Here is a 20693-nt window from a genome sequence, read left to right on the forward strand (position 1 = left end):
ACAACGGTGGTAAAGAGGACAACGGTTCTAAAGAGGACAATGGTTCTAAAGAGGATAACGGTTCTAAAGAGGACAATGGTTCTAAAGAGGATAACGGTTCTAAAGAGGACAATGGTTCTAAAGAGGACAATGGTTCTAAAGAGGACAATGGTTCTAAAGAGGACAATGGTTCTAAAGAGGACAATGGTTCTAAAGAGGATAACGGATCTAAAGAGGACAATGGTTCTAAAGAGGACAATGGTTCTAAAGACACTGGAAGCAAGGTAACAGAAGGCACAGACAACGGCGCTAAAGGTGGAACAACAGGAACTACGTTGGAAGATAAACAACCGTCTAAAGTAGTAGAAACAAAAGTAGATGATAAAAAAGAAGTTAAAAATGTAGCTTCTGGAAATAAAGAAACTTACAAAGAATTACCAAAAACAGGTGAAGCAGAAAATAACAGCGCATTACTTGGTGGGTTAATGGCTATCGCGGGTGCAGCTCTTGCATTCGGACGTAAGTTTAAGAAAACAACAAAATAATAAGTTATCAAACTAATGAAGGTACTCCATTCTCAGGAGTACCTTTTTTATTTGTCTGTAATAACGGAAAGGCGGGCGGAGGGGATAATAAGAAATACAACTAGGTTCAAAGTGTTACTGTTCTTTAAAAACTGAATAAGGAGGGAAAATATATGGCGTTTAAAGATAAGCTACGACCTAACATAGCAGCGTTGTCAGTTGGTTTGATTTTGGGGTCTAGCTTTCTACAACCGCTCGCTTCTGCTGAAACCATCAAGGAACAAAATGTACCTAAGGTTAATGAGGTGAGTGAGTCTCCTGCATCTTCTGGATTAAATGAGCAGGAAGTTGCCGATAAAGCTAAACAAGAGGCGGAAGCTAAGGCAAAAGCTGAAGAGAAGGCTAAACAAGAGGCGGATGTTAAGGCAAAAGCTGAAGAGAAGGCTAAACAAGAAGCAGATGCTAAAGCTAAACAAGAAGCGGATGCTAAGGCGAAAGAAGCTGCCGAAAATAAAGCAAAAGCTGAAAAAGAAGCTCAGGATAAGGCTGAAAAGGAAGCAGTAGAAAAAGCTAAAAAAGAAGCTGAGGAAAAAGCGGAGAAAGATAAAGTTGCAAAGGTTGAAGAAGATAAAAAAGCTAAAGAGGAGTTAGATATTCCCGGTGCGCTTAGGTCTTCTTTTTTAATTAGTCCTAGATTCTTAGCTCCTGCGCCGGTTATGAGAAGTGCGGGAATGCCGGGATTCTCACCATATGATGTCCCTAACCAATGGAATTTAATTAAAGGGGACGCTAGCCAGTTTAACCCTGAGGGCGGACACAACATTTCTTATAACATTTATGCTGAGAAGAAAAACAACCGTCCGGGGATAAACATCGAGCATAACCAATTTGATTATGAGCCGACTCAAAGGTATTTAACATTTGAAGGGTTCGCTGTTCAAAAAGGTTACAATAACGAATATCCAGATAATAACAGAACGTATATTATTATGGAAAACACTAAAACTGGTGAAAGTAAAACCTACGCAACGGATGTAATGGCTGATTCGGACGCTACACGTGATTTTACTTGGGCGTTTGGTACACCAAAACAACCTCGACAATGCTATGACAATGAGTTCGATAAATGGTCTGATGATGATTGTACGATGACATATAAAGGTGTCGGATTTAAAGCGTATATTCCTTTGGATGATTTATTCGGAAACGCAAAAATGGGTGACGATGCTAGCTCTTGGAACATGAAAATTGTTCATGGTGTTAACGGGAATCATGGAAGAAGTGGTTACCAGTACGTTTGGACTTGGATAACTACACCTATAAACATTCTCGATTTAGGTAAGTATACAAGCAGAGAGGGCGCTACTGGGATGCTCGATTTCGCTAGTGGTCGTGGTACAAATACTGCAACCCCTAACACAGCCGACCATATCAGACGTGATTCCCCTGCAGGTAATGGGTTATGTAGTCTAGGGAGTAATTGTCGTTACTTTAAAATGGGAGTAGATTACCCTATTTTGGACTCTGACCAATCCCGTACAGTTATTTGGTACAAATACGGTGCAAGAGCGGGTGAGACCCAAGATGCTTGGGGTCAAAGTCAGTATTTCCATGTTAACGGGAAAACAGCCATGTTAACGTTCAAGCCAGATAAAAACGTAGTTCCGGATAAAGATGTTCAGCTTAAAACGGTCTATGTTAATGATGGTAATCGACAAGTACTTGATAGTTTCACAGAGAAATTCTCTCGTGGGGAGCAAGTTACACGTTCAGTACCATTTAATAAGCAAGGTGGTAAGACGGAGTCTGAGTTCTACGCAGATACGTACAGATTATTTAACAAGAAGATATACACTAAGAACGTAAATGGTGAGGATTTTGTATTTAGAAGTCAGGAGCAGAACCCTTCTCAAAAAGCCGATGACGATATGGTTAGAGAATTGAAATTTAACATGCACAATGATGTGAATGCTAGAGCTAAAGGGCAACCTACTGATGTAGATAAAAACGATAAAACCATCATTAAATCCGGCGGAGATAGTACGGGCGATTCCACAAAGGTTCGATACTATGACCTATTAGTTAACATTGAGTATATCGATAAAACGACTGGGAAAATTCTCGAAAAGAGACGTTCGAAAGTAATCCCTCATGGTCGAGTGGTCTATGTACCTAAACCTACTGGGGCATTTAAAGATGAGAATGGTAATCCATATATCAGTGTAAATCCTTATGCTGAGGAACCGGTTAAGAGTTGGTACACACATCCGGGGCAACATGCGGATGATGAGACAACAATCAAGTTTTACTACAAACCTTCTAAACCAGACCCTTCAACAAATGGGCATGTAGATGGGGAGTTAATGACAGATAACGCTGACTTCACTTGGAACTTATATAAAGATGACGATAAATCGAAGAGTAAATTAGCGTTGCATAATAAGTTAGACCCTAAACTTTCAACAAAAGCATTTGCGGTACGTAACGTTAAAAAGGTTATCGAAACAGCAAATACAAAAAATAATGATAAGAATAAGGATTATATACCTGATTTCGATTACGTGGCTAAGGCAAATGAAGTAGCCGATGACGGTATGAAATACCATTTAATTGGTGAAGAAAAGACACCTAAAAACAAAGTGTTTATGTCTACACTAAATGAAAACAGCCTTAAAAATGGGGGAGCTGCGTATGCCGATTTCCCGAACATAAGCGGAATTAGTAAAGATATGCAGGTACTTAAAAACGACCCTGATGCGTTTAAAGATGCATCTAATAAAGATTACACAGGACGTAATCTTTACTATGGTTATCAGTTTGAGGCGACAAATTCTTATTACGACCATTATGTATGTAGCGGTTGGGATGAGATGAAGGATGAAAAAGGTAACCCATTATCTCCAAGACAGTGGGCTTGCGAAGGTTGGAATTTCTCGGAACGTATCCCATTATGGGGTGACGGTACGGATAAGTATACGCCACCTGCAGGAACATGGATTGATACACATAAAGTAGCGTATCAGGCTGAGATTGAATTAGACCATGTTTATGGGACTGAACACGTATTCCGTAAAGGAGACCAAAAATTAGAGTACCCAGTAGGTAGACAGTCTAAAGTGTATCGTACAAGTCCAAACGATTACAAAACGGATAAGGAAGATAAAACACTTGCAACGGAGAAATTCATTGCAGATAAGACGTTATACGATGCAGCTAACCCTGCTAAAGAGTTACAAACACAAGAGGCAATTAACGTGGGAGGAACTCTTAAGTATGAGAACTCTATCAACACTATGGGTATTGCTAATAATGGCGGTTTAGGAAGTCAAATCAGCTATGACAGAGATTTAAAATATATGAGCGAAGATGGTAAACGTTCAGCTGTTGCTTGGTCTGATAGTGATGGACGACCTAATAACGGATACTCTGGTTATTATGTGCAGGATGTAGATAAAAACCTAAAAGAGTCTTTAGTGGTAAACAAGGACAAGGACGATGTTGAGTTTGATAAACATCATGCCTTAGGGTTTTACAAACTTCCGGTTGTTATTGAAGGTAAAGGTGGAGGTCAGTTTGATATTAAGACTATGGACGATTACAGGGTTATGAAAAACTCTGGATTCCAAGTTGCTTCACCGAAAGGTGCTTCTATCGATGCTGTAAATAAACAGGCTAGAGAAGAGTACCGAAAGTTCAATAAAGTAGAGGCTACTACTTCAGATTTAGTCTTAGAATCGGATAAACGTAGTTCAAAATACTATTTACCTCTTGATGTTGATACTTCTGTAAAAGGTAAAGATGATTTACCTTCAATGAATATGAAAGTTAAGAGTAAATGGCAAAATGAATTACTAATCGGTTCTGTTGGTTTAAATGATGTAATTATACAGGTAACATACCCATTCACGTTCAAGCAGTACTTAGTAGGTTCTGGCTTAGATAAAGCGAAGGATGGACAAGATGCTGTTTACGTTAATGAACAAACTGAGGCAATCAGTAAGGGAGTTAAATACGACCACACGGTTAGAATTGAAGATGATGAACTTAAAGGGGCTATTGGTAGAATTAAAAATAGCGACACAGTAAAAGTAAATACTTTCCGTGAGGCAAACAGTAAAGGGTTATGGGAATCTGTAAAAGAATATCTAAAATAGGATGAGGGGGTTATAATACCCCCTCTTTTTATTTTGAATAATTGAGGTAAAGATAGATAAATACTATATGGAAATAAAAAAGATAAGATATGCCAGTGTTTTGATAAGGATACTGCAGTAACAGATGACAATGTCTAGTATTATATAGGTAAGGTTATTATACCTATGGATATTGATGCAAAGGTCGGTTGTGAGGGCTTCCTATTTTTGCATACACTCTACCTGTTTTCTGGGGGCAGTATAATAGGTGAGTGGTGATAGACGGGGTGTAGTAACAGAGGAATAAGGAGGCAATGTAGACCTACTCAATCTACATTGTTTCATAAAATCGATTAAAGTGTTCATGACAAAAGCGTTATGTAATCAGGTTTGCGATAGACCTAGACTGCTAGCGCTTTTTTGTCGTATAGAAAGGTGTATTACATCTGATACGAGGTAAAAGAACATAAAGAGTCCAGAAAGGATTGGTAAAATATGAAACCTTATATGAAGAAGCTGACAATATTGGGTGTCTTGAGTGTAGTGTCGTTAAGCTTAGCGGCTTGTGATTCTGACGAGGAAAAGGCGGTTAAGGCACAAAAGAAGGATTTTAAAGTAGTATATGACTACGATTACGATTCGACTCGTGTTGTTGTAGAGAAGGAAAAGACGGTAGAGGAGTTAGCAAAGGATATGATGTTGCAAAATGTAGGGTTGGATACGAAAGAAAAACGGTTCGCTGCGGTCGGTGTGGAGAAGGAGCAGGGGATTTTTATAGAGTCTGCGGTACGTGATGGGGATGCCATTCCTAAGGTTAGTGCTATGACAAAAGAACAAATCGCAGAGTTAAATCAGCAAGATGATGGATTTGCTGAGAAGAAAAAACAGACATTTGAGAAACTAAAGGAACAGAGACAAGCAGTTTTATCTAAGCAGTATGAAGATGATAAGGAAGAGACAAAGAAATTAGAGGATGATTTGAAGAAGAAAGTGGCGGAGCAAACGAAGAAGATTGAAAAGCAAAAAGTAGATAAAGAAAAGCAGGACGCAAAAGAAGAAGTAGAGAAGAGTAAAAGAGCAGCGCAGGAAGAGGAAAAACCTTCTGGGGCTAAGTAAAGAGGTGAGGATATGGCAACAAACACGAAAGAAAAGGCAGGGATAGCCGAGGTTTATTATGGGTTCGAAAGGTTACTTGTAGATGCGTTTCCGAAATGGCTTTTAAAAAGCGGAGGAGGGGCTATATTCCAAAACAAAGGTATTTATATGGTTGGAGTTAAAACGCCTAAATTAAAGGTGTCTGGGCGTGTTTACGGTACATGTATATGTGAGGTTCGTAAAGTAGACGGAGAGGGTAAAGAAAACGAGAAGTTAGGGAATATTCCTTTCGGGTTAGTGGTCGATGATGGGGATACCCTTCATGGTCATATAAACGATATATTAAGGAAATCTGCGAGTTCTGAAATTATGGGACAGGAGTTGCAGGGACTTTGGAATAAGGTACTACAGGATAGGATTAAGGTGTTGGAAAAGAACGAGGGGGATTTTCGGATTGTAAGTGTAGATTATCAACCGCCTAAGAGTGAAGACGAGGTTCTGTCAGAGTTTAAGAAGCAGTCATATTTGGCTCTTAGCAGGTTCTATATGGGATTGATAATGAAGTTGGATGGGGCAAAAGGTAAATTTCTTGTGCAAGTGCAAGATGTGACGCTAACACATAGCGGTAAATACCTTATGAATATAGTTACGTCTGTAAAAGCGGCGGATAAAGATAAGGTGGTGACGGTGAAGTTTGCTCTCCCTATTGATTATGACTATTACGATAAGAACCTAATGAAAAAGCTTGATAGGTCTGTAAAAGACAGGGTAATGCAGTTCACGGAATCGCAGAAAAAACCATTTGAGTTTGATGGGGTTTGGATTTCGATGACGCGATATAACGGTATACACTCGGGGTTACGTTGGTTACTATCTGATAATGCAAAAGAGACCGCTAAAATGATGGAGAGGATTAAGACGGTTATTCATTCTGCTGAGGTGAAAGATGTAATCGGGGCGGTTAGAGGATATCATAAAGAGTTGGTGCAAATACAGGTTAAACCGTTAAAAGGAGCAAAGACGAACCTACCTTTATACTTAGGGACTAATGGTATTAGTTCTGGAGAGGTAGGGGCGAAAATCTATAACCGCAGGGACGGGGAAACAAACCTTATGAGCGCTTTGAAGATGCTTACAGCGCTGTACGGGGAGTCGGATGCGTGGTTTAAGATTTTGAATTGCTTTGATTTAAGGAAGAGGGTGGACTAAATGCTTAAAGGACTTGTAGGTCTTTGTGCAAGGGGTGTAAGAGCAGGTTTTGATGCAGGGGTTCACCTTGGAGAAAAGAAGATAGAGACAAAATATAGGTTGTTAAATTTGGGGATTGTAGCAGGTATAGCTGCAGTTAAGCTGACAACTAAGGTGGCTGCGGTTGGAGTACGTGCAGTGTCTGGAGGGGTTAGGTTAGTCGGTTCTGGTGTACGTGGGGCAAACAATCTACGTAAAGAGCGGAACCGTAGAAAGATGATGGAGAGAAGACAGGGAGGAGGTTACGACTCTGGAACTCCTTATGAAGAGGAAAGAAAAAGAGAGTCTGCTCCGGAACAGACAAAAAAGAAATTAAAGCGTAATGAATATCAAGAGAACGTAGACCCTTATAATGCATATGATTATCATGTAGCTGACCCAAATGCTGACCAGTACAACCAACAAGAGAACAAAAAGCATGTAAATGAAGTAGATAAATTGGTAGAAGTAGACCCGGAAAAACTAGCTGTTATTGAGCAGTTAAAACAAGAGGGTATATTGAAAGATAGCGGTAAGGATAGCTTCCTAGATGGGGTATATACCGGGGATAAGCAGTTTAAGGGGTATTTCTCGGCGTATACATTTCCAGATGGTGTACGTACACATTGGGACGAGATGAGTTATACGTTAAAGGTAGCGTTCCCAACAACTAACGGGGTTACGTTAGTGGCTAAAGAGGATGGTTTACATAGCCCAGAAGGTAAAGTGTATTATGTACATGGCGGTACAGGGGATACGGGAGATAAAAGCTGCGCACTTACAAGTATGCTGCAGGATTATCCTATGGAGTACACAGATGTGCTAGTTAATTTAATGTTTGGGTACAATGATATGTATAAGAAAGAGATGGAGACTGTGCAGTAATGCAGTCTCTTTTTTACGTCTATTGTTTAAATTTAGGAGTTGATGTATACTGTAAGTACGTACTTACGTAAGTACACTAATTAAGTAAATGATTATATAGTCTAAAATTTTAAATACAAGGAGTCTATAACTATGCCGGAAAAAGTAAATGATTTAGTGATGCTAAAAGAGGATAGGGTGGTTACAAAGCAAGGGAATAGCTTGGGAGTCACTATTCCTACTGATATGCTTAAAGCACTAAACCTAACTAAAGGAGATGAGGTGACGCTTGAGGTCGATGGGGATGTCCTAAAGGTTAAGAAGAAAGTAACAAAGGCTTTACCTGATGGGATAAGCGATGACTTTTTAGATACAGTTGAAGCTTGCTTTAATGAATACGATGAGGTTATGAAAGAGTTAGTTGATAAATAAGAGAAAATCAATGGGGGAAGAGAAATGAAAACGTTATGTAAAAAACATGGGAAAGAGTATATGGACGAGCAAGCACCGAAGGCAGTAGTCATCAAAAGAGATGAAGATAATTGCGAGCGCTGTGAGGAAATTAAGAACGGTGTCAATTTAAAGTTATTTCATGTAACACTCTCAAATGGTCAGTGGTATGAGGAAAATGTGTGCGATGAGAAAGTCATTGTTGCTGCGGACTTAGAGGATGCTCGAATTGAGGCAGTGAAGTTAATGATGGGATGGTACTTCTATAAGGGAGGCTTTATCCTTGAGGATTGTGGTTCGTCTCAAGAGGTAAAATACCGGTCATATTGGTCAAAATGGGAGAATGGTGAAAGGGTAGAGGATTACGTGTTCGATTCTGAGGAGGACTGTGATGCGTTTAACGATAAAAGGGAGGGTATAGTGAACTTCTCGGTTAAGGAGTTAGAGATAGCAAACGGGTACAAGGTTACTTCTGTAAATGCGGAGAAACTACAAGACTGTAAGGTTGGGGCTGAGTAATGATGAGGTATTTAACAGATAAAGAAGTTATTGCGATTAACGTAGCAGCAATTAAAAAGTACTCTCCGGGGGAACTCTTAGGGGTCAAAGACCCGGGGTTGCTCGATTCTGCAGTAAACAGACCGAAGCAGTCAGCGATTGGCGAGGATGCGTATCCGGGCGTGTATGAAAAGGCTGCAGCGTTGTTTGAATCTATTGCGCAGAACCATGTATTTTACAATGCGAACAAAAGGACAGCGTTTATGTGTTTAGCTGTATTCCTACGTTACAACGGGTACAAATTAGTGATTTCTACTGAGGAAGCAGTTGCCTTTACATTAGGTGTTGTAAACCATGAATATAGTGAGTTAGATGTCTTAAATACTATCATTACACATTCATTTCCTTTAGGTAGTTGAGGTGGTGTAACAGTGGCAAGAAGGAGAACACAGGAAGAGTTTGTAGAAGAGGTTAAAGGGGTAGTGGGAAATGACTACACTGTTATAGGTGTGTACATAAACGCAAATACAAGGCTAGAGATGAAACATAACGTTTGCGGAACTGAATACAAGGTCTATCCGAATAACTTTTTGAAGGGGTCTAGGTGTCCTCATTGTGCAAAAGAAAACAGGAGAAAGACGCATGAAGAGTTCTTAGACGAGGTTCGAAGTATATATGGGGATGACTACAAGGTTAAGAGTAAGTATACAAGCCAGAAAGATTTAATTCGAGTGGAGCATGTACGATGCGGGAGGGAGTATGATTTTTACCCTCAAAATTTCTTGAGAGAATTGAGTTTGTGCAGACAATGCTTACAGTCTAGTGAGTATCGTGCAACGAGAAGAAAACCTGCTGAGGTATTTGAAAAGGAAGTCTTTGATAAGGTCGGTGACGAGTATACTGTACTGGGAGGTTATGTAAATTCTCGGACTATAGTAGATATGAGGCATAATGTTTGTGGTAACGAGTATAAAGTATTACCTGCTTCTTTTTTATACCGGAATGCTAGGTGTCCTCATTGTGCTATGAAGATTAGAACGAAACGAAGAAGAACGCAAGAGGACTTTGTAAAAGAGGTTAACGATAAATTAGGTATCGATTATGAGGTCATTGGTAAGTATATTGATAGAAAAACAGGTGTAAAACTAAAGCATTTATCTTGTGGAAGTGAATACTCTATTGTACCTCCAACAGTTCGTAGAGGTTGGGGCAAGTGTCCCATTTGCAAAAAAGAAAAAAGTAAAGGGCGATAGGTACATGTCTATATACATGTTTTTATTGAAGTGGGTTGTGAATACCTGTATTTATATGAGTGTAAGTTTTTTGTTTGATATTACTTTCAACTTAGAGCTTAACTTCGCTAAAAGTCTGTGCATGGGTGTAGTTGTAGGATTAGCAGTAGAGCGTAAAGGTTTGTTTGAATTATGGAGAGGTATACGAAATAAGGACAAGTAAGACTGCTACTAGCGGTCTTTTTATTTTGCCGTTTAACTGAAAAATAAAAAGAAGAGATATAAAGAAATGATAGGGATAGGTAGGTGTGATGTATGAAAAAAGCAAAGGAGCTAGCAGGAGACCTCTTGGTGCGTTTAGGGTTTTCTGTACTTGTTTGTATTGTGGTTGGGTTGGCTGCCAGTGGGGTAGCGGGGGCAGTCACAGGTATTTGTTGGGTTGTCGGTTCTATAACCCATATAGGTCTTCCATACACTACGATATTTAAAGCAACCGTTAGTATACTGCTAATCGTACTAGTGCTAGGTTATAAGTTGTTGCTCGATAGGGACATCCTCTAGGTGTTGAGGGTGTGAGAGGATGGTGAAGGACAAATGATGTTAAAAGAAGTGGATAATATTAAATCAAAAGGGGCTTCCTGTGGGCTGTATGCGGTAGCTATGACAATACAGGCGTTAACAGACGGTAGATATGATGAGGAAAAACTGGGTGACTTCTTAATCGATTTAGCACATGCGAGAGAGCTTACACATGTAGGGGAGTTATTCGATATTGATAAAGTGGAAGAATTTCTTCTATGGGTTAATGATTATCTGCTGTCATTGGATTATAAAGTGAAGACATTCAACTCATCCGAAGAGCTAGAAACGGTAGTTGAAGATGGGTTAAATAATGGGTATTACGCAATGATTCCGTACTATGCAAAAACAGCGTACCCGTATGTGCCACATAAGAAAGCCGATATGAAAAATGTACATTGGGGTGTTATATGGGGGCTTGAAGGAGGAATCTTGCAAGGCTCACAAAGTAACGTGTACAAGAAAAAGGCGTTAAGAGACCAAAGTGTCGTTGATGTATATAATGCCAATGCTGTGCTAGATGGAAAGGTGTTTGAGTGGTACAAATACTTGAAATGTAAGTGTATGGAGGTCACTAAAGTACCTAAAAGGTTATCGGAGTATGAAAATCAGGTTAAGAAAACATGTACACAAGAGACATGTGTAAAATTAGAAAGGCTAGACCCTGAGGATTGTTTACATTCGGTCGACTTGAAAGGTAAGTTAATTTTGATTGGATTACATACTGGTAAATGAAGATGAAACGAGGACGGTATATTGCCGTCTTTTTTATTTGTGCTTGATACGTAGATTGGAGTTGAATGTTACGTAATAAGGTAGATTAGGGGTAGGTGTAAAGACGTAGCAATTTTTTGGAGGGGATAGGTATGCGTAAATACAATGAAATTTGGATAGGGGATAGAAAATCGGTTAGGGGCTTAGAGGAAAGTAACGATTGCTTGCTCACTTTAGATATGATTCAAGAGCTGCAAAAGCATCACAAAACGCTAGATACTTGTGATATGGTAAGAAAGGGTACAGTAGATGGAATAACTACGTATCAATTCCGATTATATGAGTTCGATAAGACTCATGTTATTACAGTGGAGTTAGGTAAAAAAGGATGGTCTGTGTATGCGGGAGTTGAAAATGCTAGCCAATTTTGGAGTTTCCCCTGTCCTTCTCCTGCTGTTGGTATGGTACGTATTGGGTTAACACTCTTACTTATTGGCGTATACGGTACGGATGATGATAAAAAAGAAGCAGATAGTAGAATTGACAGGGTAATGAATAAGGTAAAGAATAAAACGGCTACATTACACTGAGGGTTGTGTATAAAGAAAGGGCGGTGTACATGCCACCCTTTCTTTTTTAATGACGATATATAAGATAAAGTATATGAGGATACTATCTGTTAAACTATGAGTAACAAAGGTGATATTAAGGAAGGTAGGTTACGTATATGGGGTTAGATGAAGCAGTAGCGTTAGCAAATGCTCAAATATCTGAAAGTGATTTATATCCAATTACAAAAGAGAATGTGGATTATTTTATAAATGAATTAGGGTACAAAGGTATTGGGACTTATGAGGAAATGGAGAGTAAGCTAGCTGCTACAGGGTTACCGATTCGTAATTTCTACATTACGAATAAGGTGATGTCGGTATTCGTATATTACGACTACCCTGTCTGTGTAGAGTTGTTTTACATGTTGGAGGATTATTCATTCCCGGGGATGGATATGAGTTTAGGAGAATACATTCGGGATGTTGAGAAAAGAATCCGTAAAAAATATGACGCTAAGGATTTCTTTGGGGTTCTGCATTATGCACATAAGAACGCAATATTTATGTTAATGAATAGGTTGTATTGGGAAGTAGAAGAAAAGGATAGATTCGAATTCTTCATATCGAACTACACGCATTACGACTACGGTCATACGGTGTTATCAAAGGATATGGTGTTAGATGTATTCCGTTGTCAGACGAGCGAGCAGAGGAAGGAACTCCTTGATTCGTTGGAAAAGATAGCGAGTGGTGTGAATTATGTAACAGTGTACCGCGGGCAGAGTGATAAATCTACAAACCATGAGGATGCAATTAGTTGGACGGCAAGTAAAGAGGTTGCTGAATTTTTTGCTAAACGTCATGGATTTGACGGGGAAGTCTACGTAGGTAAGGTACATAAGGATGATATTTTAGCGTACTATACGGGTCGTGGGGAAGAGGAAGTACTAATACGACCTAAATCAATCAGACAGGCGCAAAGTTTAAATCCAATAACGATTACAAAAGACATAGAAGGTATGGAAAAGGAAGGGTATATGACGGAGTACGGTCTATATCGTGGGACGTTTATCCAAGAAAAGTACTTTGATAACTTTGACGGTATTCATGGGAATAAGCATTGTAGTCGTGTTCTGCTTCATTGCCTGTCTATGTCTAGGGAGCTAGGCTTAAGCGATGAGGATAGGGCTATCCTGAGTCTATCTGCATGTCTCCATGACATAGGTCGTGTAAATGATTATGAAGATAAAACACATGGAATAAGAAGTGTGGACTGTATTGGTGAATATGAGATTATGGTTTTCGGAATTAATGCAGTTAATACCAAAAGAGAATACGATATCTTAGATTTAGATGAGGACGCTGATGATATCCTTTACTTCATTATAGAGAATCATTGTATTTCGGATACTGAGGCAAAAGAAAACCTAAATAAAACGGGTTGGGTCGCTGACAAACTGGCTCGAGCGTGGAGATTATTCGAGATTTTCAAGGATGCCGATGGGTTAGATAGGGTTCGTTTGGGCGACTTAGATAGTGATTACTTACGTACAGCGGCAGGTAGAAACCGAGTACTTATTGCGTACAATTACTTAAAAGCGTTAGTGAAGTAAGGAGAGAAATATTACTCTCCTTTTTCTTTATCTTGATAAGGAAGGGGCAGACGGGCGGACGGGGTTGTGATAGTATAAGGGTATGCTAACAAGCCGGGTAAGAAACAAACAAAGCAAGTTAAAAATAATTTCTTGTTTTGATAATGGTTAAGCGGTTTTGTACAAGCAAACATGTTAAATTGAAAGAGTGTTAAAAACACATTTTGAAATGTCCAGATTTCAAAAAACAAAGGTGTCCGTAAGGCGGGCATACATGCTCGTCTAGGTAAAACCGAAAACAAAAGAGGAGGAAATCAAAATGGGCAGATTATCATTTAGTGGGGCAAGAACAGGAAGACGTGCGGGAGGTAACGGGTTAGGTAATATGGTGCAGCGCCTTTCATTCGAGATTGGTGAAACAAAACGTATTATTTTCCCAGTATTACCGGATTCGGAAGGGAATATGGGGTTAGTGGTACTAGCTGAGCCGTTCCATCCAATTAAACAAAGCTTTTTAAACTTTGTTAATAGTCGTGGAGGAACATACCAATCATACCAAGTACGTTGTATGCATCCTTACAGCCAAACAGACCGTAGCGAAGCAGTAAAATCAGCGGAGCGTAAGGAGATGTGTCCGTTCTGTGAGTTATCACAATACGAGGTACGCCGTACATATGTTGAAATGGAAGAGCGTTATGGTGAAGAAGGTTTCAAGGACTTAACAAAAGAAGAACAAAAGAAATTCTATGAAGAAATGGATAAACAACGTAAAGTTGAGAATTCATACTACAAAAAATCTGATGAAGATGGTAACGAGTATAACGTAACTCGCTTAGATATTACACTTCTAGCGTTAGAGCTTGAGTTAGAAGATGCAGTTGGTAAAAACAACAAGCCAGTAAAACGAGTAGTTCGTGATGAAAATGGTATGCCAAAATACAAGAAAATCTTAATGCCTATGTCTCAAAACCGTTTAGATAAGTTCAAAACGGCAGCGGATAATGCGTTTGAGCAAGGTATCTTAGATGATGAAGTAAACGCATATGGTTACATCGAAAACGAAGGTACAGAGCATGAAGAGGAAGTATTAATCGGGTTTGTGGACTTTGCGGTTAAGTTCCCTAACAAACCTACTAAAATGGAGTCAGCTAAAGATATGTCTCCAGTAGCAGTACCTGCGAAAAACACAGTTGTAACAAAAGAATTTGTGGATGCAATTACTGAAATCGGTGTTAAATTAGTGGCTGAGGCTGAGAAGTCTTATAAAGCAATTAATCCAACGCTACGTCCACATACACCACAGGAAGCTGTTGCACTTATGGCTGATGGTGGAGAGTACTTCTTCGTTATGCGTGAACAGTACGGAAAAGAGGAAGAGGATACTGAATTTAACGAAAAAGTATTCGCTACAGTCTTATCTGGTGCAGGCGCAGGAACTGAGGAGGACGCAGAAGCAGAAGCAAATGCGTTACGTGAAGAAGATGAAGCACAAGAGGCGGCTGCAGCTAAATCAAAAACTGTTAAAACGGAGAAGAAAGCTGAAGCTAAAAAAGTAGAAACGAAAAAAGAAGAGCCTGAAGATAACGGCGAGGTAGAAGACGACGATAACTTCGATGAGTTCATGGGCGATGACGAATAAGGAATACCGCTAAAGAGAGGGCATATGCCCTCTCTTTTTTATTGTCCAGAATAAGGTAGATACTACATAGAAAAGGGAAAGTAGATGTTAAGTGAGATTGGAGTAAACAAATAACGCCATGTATAGGCGGTCAGATAAGAACAGTAGAGGAGTGGGTTGATTTGTTAAAAAGATGTACTGCAGGGGGAGTAGCGGTCGATATAGTGGATGACGTAACGATTCGGACGTTTGTTTCCCGTGAGGATTTAGTAAGTATCAAAAATAAAGAAGATGTGTTCGAGGGGTTAGCACACTTCACAACGATTTTCGAGCGTAACAACGAGACAAACCTAAACGAAAGAGAGTTGTACAGTAAGTGCAGTGTAAACGAGAGACCACTTGAGGCATATCGTATAGAGGATAGAACACCGGAGGAAGATTCGAAGGCGAAAGAAACGTTAATCAAAGGGTTAATTTCTACACTGTTTCTTGTCTCTGACGGCAAGGTGTACGATGTGTTGTTGAACCCTTTAAACTTTGTATACGATAAGAAGAAAAAGAAGGTAAAAGCTTTTCTGCGCAAAGATACAGCGCTTGCAGAAATTACAGATGATTGGTTATACAACGTTAAAAAACTAATTGCGTACTTCTTAGTAAACGATAGCGGGTTAATGCCTGAGCAGTTTGATAAGTTAACTCTTGATGATATTGAAAATAAAATGATGGGCAATGTGTTAATGGGATTTAAGCAGCTGCGTGACGCTCGTTCTGTTGGCGAAATGGCTGAACTTATGCTTGACGATAGCGAGTTAAAGCCTTTAATTAACTACCCACCAATTATTAAACCTTATGTTGTTCCTAAAGATATTACAACAGAGGATGGAGCTGTTGAGAAGCCAGTTGATGATAGCGAAGAACTAGGGTTGGATGATACAAAAGAAGAAGGAAAAGGTCAGAAAAAGAAAAAGCCAGTTAAGGAGAAAGGCGAAAAAGGTAACGGAGGTGTTGCAAAAATTGTACTCGCTTTCGTAATTGGGACGGTTGCCGGATTGCTTGTAAATAAATTCATATTACCTGGACTCTTTGGGGTCGTTGATTTACAAACAGTGACTACAGGGTGGTGGTCGTAATGTGTAAAGCAGAAGGAACAGCGTTAACAAAGCTAGTGGATGTACTTGCGCTTGTTGATTTGGATAAGAAGAGTGTTCCGAAGGATGAGATGTTTTATGTGTATACTGAAATGGCACGAATGGCGTTTGCGGGGATGGGTCATATCCTCGCAAATAACCAACAGAGGTTAAATGAGGCTAACAAGGAGCTTATCGACATTGACCATATTATGGAGATACGTAAGTTGGATACGGATGAGAAGTTACGGTCTGCAGATGAACGAATTACGATTAGACAGAAAAGACGTATCGCTCGTGCCATTCACAATATGGATAAGATGTTGAAAGATAAAGGTGTCGATTGTAATGAAATGCTTCAAAAAATGGATTTGGTTAAGGGGCTATTATATCGTGAAGTTACACCTAGTGAAAAAGTGTACACGTTTCGAAGCGATAGAGGTGGAGATATTTTTGAGAGGATTACGGGTAAGAGGTTAAAGGGTGATGTACTTACAGGTGACTCGTTGCTTGACGAAGATAATAGTGAAAAGGAGGATTTGAGTGTACCTCCTAAACTGGATGGGGTTCGTACCCTTGCTGATTTGGATGCAGGGGAAAGTTCGTCTAAGCCACTTCGTGATATTGATGATTTATCGGGGTATTTAGAAGCCCAGAAAGGAAGATGGTAACGTGAGTTTCGATTTTAACAACTCGGGGAGTTCTGGGGGATATAACAACGACAGGGTATCAGAGCGGGACAGGTTAGAGATTGACTCAAATGGACGTACGAGAAGTGAAAATGCAAATGAGCAAAATAATGGTACAAACGGTGGAGGTTCTGGTAGACGTTTTGGCGGCTTTGGTGGAGGTTCTGGTGGCTCAGGGAGACCGGGTAAATGGAAGTGGATACTTGGGATAGGTGCGTTAGGTGGTCTTATTTTCCTTGGAAGCTTAGGGAACGGCGGGTTTTCGAACATCTGGAGAACGTTTAATAGTACGCCGGAGGAAAATTTGGGGTCGATGCTTACGTCTGTAAAGCAGGTAGAACATGAAAATAAAATGGTAGGTAAAGAAAAGAACCAAGTTTATGATGTAAACAATATCTTCTCTGACGAATATATCGATAAGCAAGTAGATAAAGAGTATGCGGTGTATGTGTATACAGGTAATGAAAAGTACGATAAACCGTTTGATGATTGGGTACGTAAAAATGAGAAAGAAATACCGATTTACAGGGTTAATGCTGAGGGAATGAAGACGAACGTAGTTGCGCTTGATTACGTGGAGGCAGATAAACCGATGGTTATGATTTATAATGAGGTGAATAAAGGGAAGAAAGAACTTGATGCAGTTATCAAGGACAAAGACTTACTTAAGAACATCGTTCCACATATACAGAAACTGCAAGAAGCAAAAGGAGTAAAGGTAGAAAAAAGCGAGAAAAAGTGATAAAAATGTGATACATTTGATACACAAACGCTAGATAATAGAGAAGATGCATGGTATTATGTATATACAAGTCACCGGACGTGACTTAGAAGACTTACATTTTGTTTGGTGTAAAGCCTTCTACGATATTTGTTTAATTGTTTGTTAAATTTAGAAATAAACCACTTGTTGGGAGCAGTCTTTATGGCTGCTCCTTTTTTATGTTTTAAATCCAAGCCTTGATAAGAATCAGGGCTTTTTTCTATTGGAAGTTTGATATGATAGGGGTAAGAAAAAATAAGGGGCGTGAGGAAGTGAAGTGCGAGTTTAGAATTAGAAGCCTACGTGTTCGAAACCTACAGTCTATCAAGGATATGACAATAAACATCGATAAAAACGGGGTATTTAAGTTAGATGGGAAGAACAATATCGGTAAGAGTGCGTTAACAATGGCGATTTATGCCATTACGAAAAACTTACCTAACAATAGTTATAAATTTTATTTGCGTGATGGAAGCGAGTTTTTTGTTATCGACTATACAGGTTGGGATGGCTCAACGGTTACGTTATCTCGTGGGGCGGTCGATTATTATGAATGGGATTTAACTAATGGAGAGTCTGGTAGAGCAGATAAGACAGGCGGTAAAGTACCACCGGAGTTGGAAAACTACTTCAATTTATATCACGAGAAAGAAAAAACGGACGAGATACTAAACCTACGTATGAAGAATAGTGTAATTCCTTTTGTTGAGACAACACCGGGGGATAATAACTTCATTCTGCAAAAGGCGTTAGGGACGGAAGACTTCCTATTAGGGTTAAAGCATGTCGAGAAGGTAAAGAGTGCGGAGTCTAAGGATATCAAGCTGCTTACAACACAGGTTGAGCAAGAAGAAGAGAGATTGGCGGATATTACAAGTGAGGTAGCCCATAAATCTCAGGTGTTAAAAGAGGTAAGTAGATATGAAAACGTACTAAAGGCGGAGTATGGAATCCTTGAGGCGTTAGAGGACGTTGCTGAGGATATGGTGGAGCTTGCTGAGAAAGAGAAAGAACTGTTAGAACTTCAAAAACGGTTAGCACAGCTTAATATGGAAGAAGCAGAAGAGGGCATTCATACCATTAAAGAGCTTACGAGTGCGCGAGATAGTATGGTAGAGGTCGCAGAATTAGAGGGTACGCTTAAGGTACTACAAACGAAGCTGCAGGCAAACAATACAGAAGAAGCGGATGAGTGTCTGGTGGTCATTCAAGAAGTGACGGAGCTGTTAGAGGCGATTCTTGAAATGGAGCAGATGGAAGAAGAGTTATCTGAACTGCAGGTGCGTATGAACAAAGTGAAAGACTTTGGAGATATCCGTGATGATTTACTACTCATTGAGGAATTAAAAGAACTTCGTGGGTTGTATGAAGAAGTAGAAGAACTTACGGCAGAAAAAGAAAAGAGCGATAGACAATTAGAGTTAAGCGCTAAGGAGCTTAAGGACTTTGAGAAAGAAATTGGAGTATGTCCGTTGTGTGGTGGCGATGTCAGTGCTACGCATGTACATAGTTAAGGAGGGTTAGCAGTGAAGGTATTAAATGTAGGAGATTTACATCTAAACGCTACAGAGATGCGTAACACGGTAAGAATGAAAGATAATAACAAGCTGATGCTAAAAAACCTTATCAAGTTTATCTTAGAGGATGAAGAAATAGGGTTGGTCATCTTTGAGGGCGACTTACAGCATAAGACACCGCAGGATATGCAGGAGGTAGCAGAGTGGCGTAAGCTGTTTAGGTTACTGGGTATAATTATGCAGAAGCGTATGAAAGGTAAAAAGTTTAATTTTATCGGGTTGGATGATAAAACAAAGAAAAAACTAGAGAGCGGGAAAATATATCCGGTTGTCGCTTGTCGTGGGAATCACGATAATGAAATTACGTTAAAAAATGACGAGAAACAATATACGTTCTTTGATGAGCTGCTATCCGAGGGGTTAATTATCAATCCTAAAGGTATAGCGTTTAAAGAGAACGGTCAAAAATTCTACATTGATATCCGTAACTATGGGCATGCTGACCGTGAATTACCTAAGAAAATCCGTGAGGATAAATCTTGGTTTGTTATGGCGGTACTGCATGATAACGTATTAATGCCTGAGTCACCTTTATGGATGTTAAAATCAAAAGGCAAAGAAGGGGTTTACGATGCGACAAAGGTGTTAAAAGGTGTCAATATCGGTATCCTTGGTCATATTCATGAAAATGTAGACCCTATCTATATCGAGATGGAAGATGGCTCTGTTAGTGTCCTATGGCAGACAGGGGCTATGGGTCGTACGTCATTCAAAGAGGAAAACTTGCGTGATTATGGTTACTGCGGTCTTATCGATACAAATAACCTTGAGGAGTTCGGTTTAGTAGAAATCGATGTAATTCCTGCTGAGGAGTATTTCTCGTTCGAAAAGGCATTGGCAGCGAAGAAAAGTGCAAGCGATTATAAAGATTTCAGTTTACGTATGGAGACAGTGGAGCGTAAACATGAAGACCCGAGGGATGTTATTCGTGCATTAGAAGATGTGGACGATGATGTGAAAGAGTTCGGGGTAGAAGTACTAAATCTAATACATGATAAAGCAGTGTAGTAAGGGGTGTAGTTGCTGTGGGATATAAAAAACTATGGGATTGTAAACATACAGGTAGGAAGCAAAAACAGATAGCTATGCTAGAAGAATGGTACGTATGAGCAAGGAAGTAAGATACCTCGTCACGTTTGAAAACAAGCGTGACGCATTGGCTCGTATAGAATACTTAATGGATGAGCATGAGAACGAGGATAATGTTTCTTATGTGGAGTGTGAGGGTTGTGATAAGTGTACGGAGATAGAGCACATTCGGAAGTCGTATCTTGGGGACATTTTTGGTAAACAAGAGCGAAAGAAGAAAGGGGAAAACGAACGTACACTTACAAAAGAAAAAATCCAAGAGATAAAAGCACTAATTGCAGCCGGGGATAGAGATTATATAATTTCGAGAGAGCTGAATATATCGTTAAACACGGTAGAGTTTTACCGCAGGTTAATGGTTAGAGATAAAAACAACAAGGAGAGAAGGTAGG

At 39.6% G+C, this 20693-nt stretch carries 21 protein-coding genes; all 21 read left to right on the forward strand.

Going from position 1 to position 20693, the window contains the following annotated elements; translation table 11 throughout:
- Positions 1–524 (forward strand): LPXTG cell wall anchor domain-containing protein (locus ACYFX0_RS18060; RefSeq protein ID WP_460271108.1); only part of this gene is annotated, 524 nt, incomplete at its 5' end.
- Positions 525–676: 152 nt separating this feature from the next.
- On the forward strand, positions 677–4657 hold the full coding sequence (locus ACYFX0_RS18065; RefSeq protein ID WP_460271110.1) for a hypothetical protein: 3981 nt from the start codon (positions 677–679) through the stop codon (positions 4655–4657).
- Between the two features lie 474 nt (positions 4658–5131).
- On the forward strand, positions 5132–5752 hold the full coding sequence (locus tag ACYFX0_RS18070; protein WP_460271111.1) for a hypothetical protein: 621 nt from the start codon (positions 5132–5134) through the stop codon (positions 5750–5752).
- Between the two features lie 12 nt (positions 5753–5764).
- Positions 5765–6940: a hypothetical protein gene (locus ACYFX0_RS18075; RefSeq protein WP_460271113.1), complete on the forward strand. Its 1176-nt coding sequence runs from the start codon at positions 5765–5767 to the stop codon at positions 6938–6940.
- Entirely contained in the window at positions 6941–7843 is a 903-nt protein-coding gene (locus ACYFX0_RS18080; RefSeq protein ID WP_460271115.1) for a hypothetical protein, read from the forward strand. It abuts the gene before it with no gap.
- A gap of 132 nt (positions 7844–7975) precedes the next feature.
- Entirely contained in the window at positions 7976–8254 is a 279-nt protein-coding gene (locus ACYFX0_RS18085) for an AbrB/MazE/SpoVT family DNA-binding domain-containing protein (RefSeq protein WP_221660031.1), read from the forward strand.
- 24 nt (positions 8255–8278) lie between these two features.
- The gene (locus ACYFX0_RS18090) at positions 8279–8791 is read left to right on the forward strand and encodes a hypothetical protein (RefSeq protein ID WP_460271117.1); all 513 of its coding nucleotides are present in this window, start codon (positions 8279–8281) and stop codon (positions 8789–8791) included.
- Complete coding sequence (locus ACYFX0_RS18095; RefSeq protein WP_460271119.1) at positions 8791–9189, forward strand: type II toxin-antitoxin system death-on-curing family toxin; 399 nt, start codon at positions 8791–8793, stop codon at positions 9187–9189. The genes ACYFX0_RS18090 and ACYFX0_RS18095 overlap by 1 nt, the downstream gene beginning before the upstream one ends.
- 12 nt (positions 9190–9201) lie before the next feature.
- A complete protein-coding gene (locus tag ACYFX0_RS18100; protein WP_460271121.1) occupies positions 9202–10023 on the forward strand; it encodes a hypothetical protein in 822 nt (273 codons plus the stop codon).
- A gap of 4 nt (positions 10024–10027) precedes the next feature.
- Positions 10028–10225: a hypothetical protein gene (locus ACYFX0_RS18105; RefSeq protein WP_460271123.1), complete on the forward strand. Its 198-nt coding sequence runs from the start codon at positions 10028–10030 to the stop codon at positions 10223–10225.
- A 128-nt stretch (positions 10226–10353) separates the two neighbouring features.
- Positions 10354–10563 carry a hypothetical protein gene (locus tag ACYFX0_RS18110; RefSeq protein ID WP_460271124.1) on the forward strand — a complete coding sequence of 70 codons (210 nt, stop codon included), beginning with the start codon at positions 10354–10356 and terminating at the stop codon, positions 10561–10563.
- A gap of 33 nt (positions 10564–10596) precedes the next feature.
- Entirely contained in the window at positions 10597–11316 is a 720-nt protein-coding gene (locus tag ACYFX0_RS18115) for a hypothetical protein (RefSeq protein ID WP_460271126.1), read from the forward strand.
- A 131-nt stretch (positions 11317–11447) separates the two neighbouring features.
- Positions 11448–11885: a hypothetical protein gene (locus ACYFX0_RS18120; RefSeq protein WP_460271127.1), complete on the forward strand. Its 438-nt coding sequence runs from the start codon at positions 11448–11450 to the stop codon at positions 11883–11885.
- A 137-nt stretch (positions 11886–12022) separates the two neighbouring features.
- On the forward strand, positions 12023–13459 hold the full coding sequence (locus tag ACYFX0_RS18125) for an HD domain-containing protein (protein WP_460271129.1): 1437 nt from the start codon (positions 12023–12025) through the stop codon (positions 13457–13459).
- A 298-nt stretch (positions 13460–13757) separates the two neighbouring features.
- Positions 13758–15077 (forward strand): hypothetical protein, encoded by a 1320-nt coding sequence (locus tag ACYFX0_RS18130; RefSeq protein ID WP_460271131.1) that lies wholly within the window; start codon positions 13758–13760, stop codon positions 15075–15077.
- Positions 15078–15238: 161 nt separating this feature from the next.
- Positions 15239–16186, forward strand: a complete 948-nt coding sequence (locus tag ACYFX0_RS18135; RefSeq protein ID WP_460271132.1) for a hypothetical protein — start codon at positions 15239–15241, stop codon at positions 16184–16186.
- Entirely contained in the window at positions 16186–16854 is a 669-nt protein-coding gene (locus ACYFX0_RS18140) for a hypothetical protein (RefSeq protein ID WP_460271133.1), read from the forward strand. Before ACYFX0_RS18135 ends, ACYFX0_RS18140 begins: the two co-directional genes overlap by 1 nt.
- A 1-nt stretch (position 16855) precedes the next feature.
- Entirely contained in the window at positions 16856–17614 is a 759-nt protein-coding gene (locus ACYFX0_RS18145; protein WP_460271135.1) for a hypothetical protein, read from the forward strand.
- A 257-nt stretch (positions 17615–17871) separates the two neighbouring features.
- Complete coding sequence (locus tag ACYFX0_RS18150) at positions 17872–19149, forward strand: AAA family ATPase (protein ID WP_460271137.1); 1278 nt, start codon at positions 17872–17874, stop codon at positions 19147–19149.
- Between the two features lie 12 nt (positions 19150–19161).
- Entirely contained in the window at positions 19162–20220 is a 1059-nt protein-coding gene (locus ACYFX0_RS18155) for a metallophosphoesterase (protein ID WP_221660095.1), read from the forward strand.
- 97 nt (positions 20221–20317) lie between these two features.
- Positions 20318–20692 (forward strand): hypothetical protein, encoded by a 375-nt coding sequence (locus ACYFX0_RS18160; RefSeq protein ID WP_221660099.1) that lies wholly within the window; start codon positions 20318–20320, stop codon positions 20690–20692.
- The last annotated feature ends 1 nt before the right edge of the window (position 20693 follow it).

The organism is Bacillus sp. NEAU-Y102, assembly GCF_054788175.1.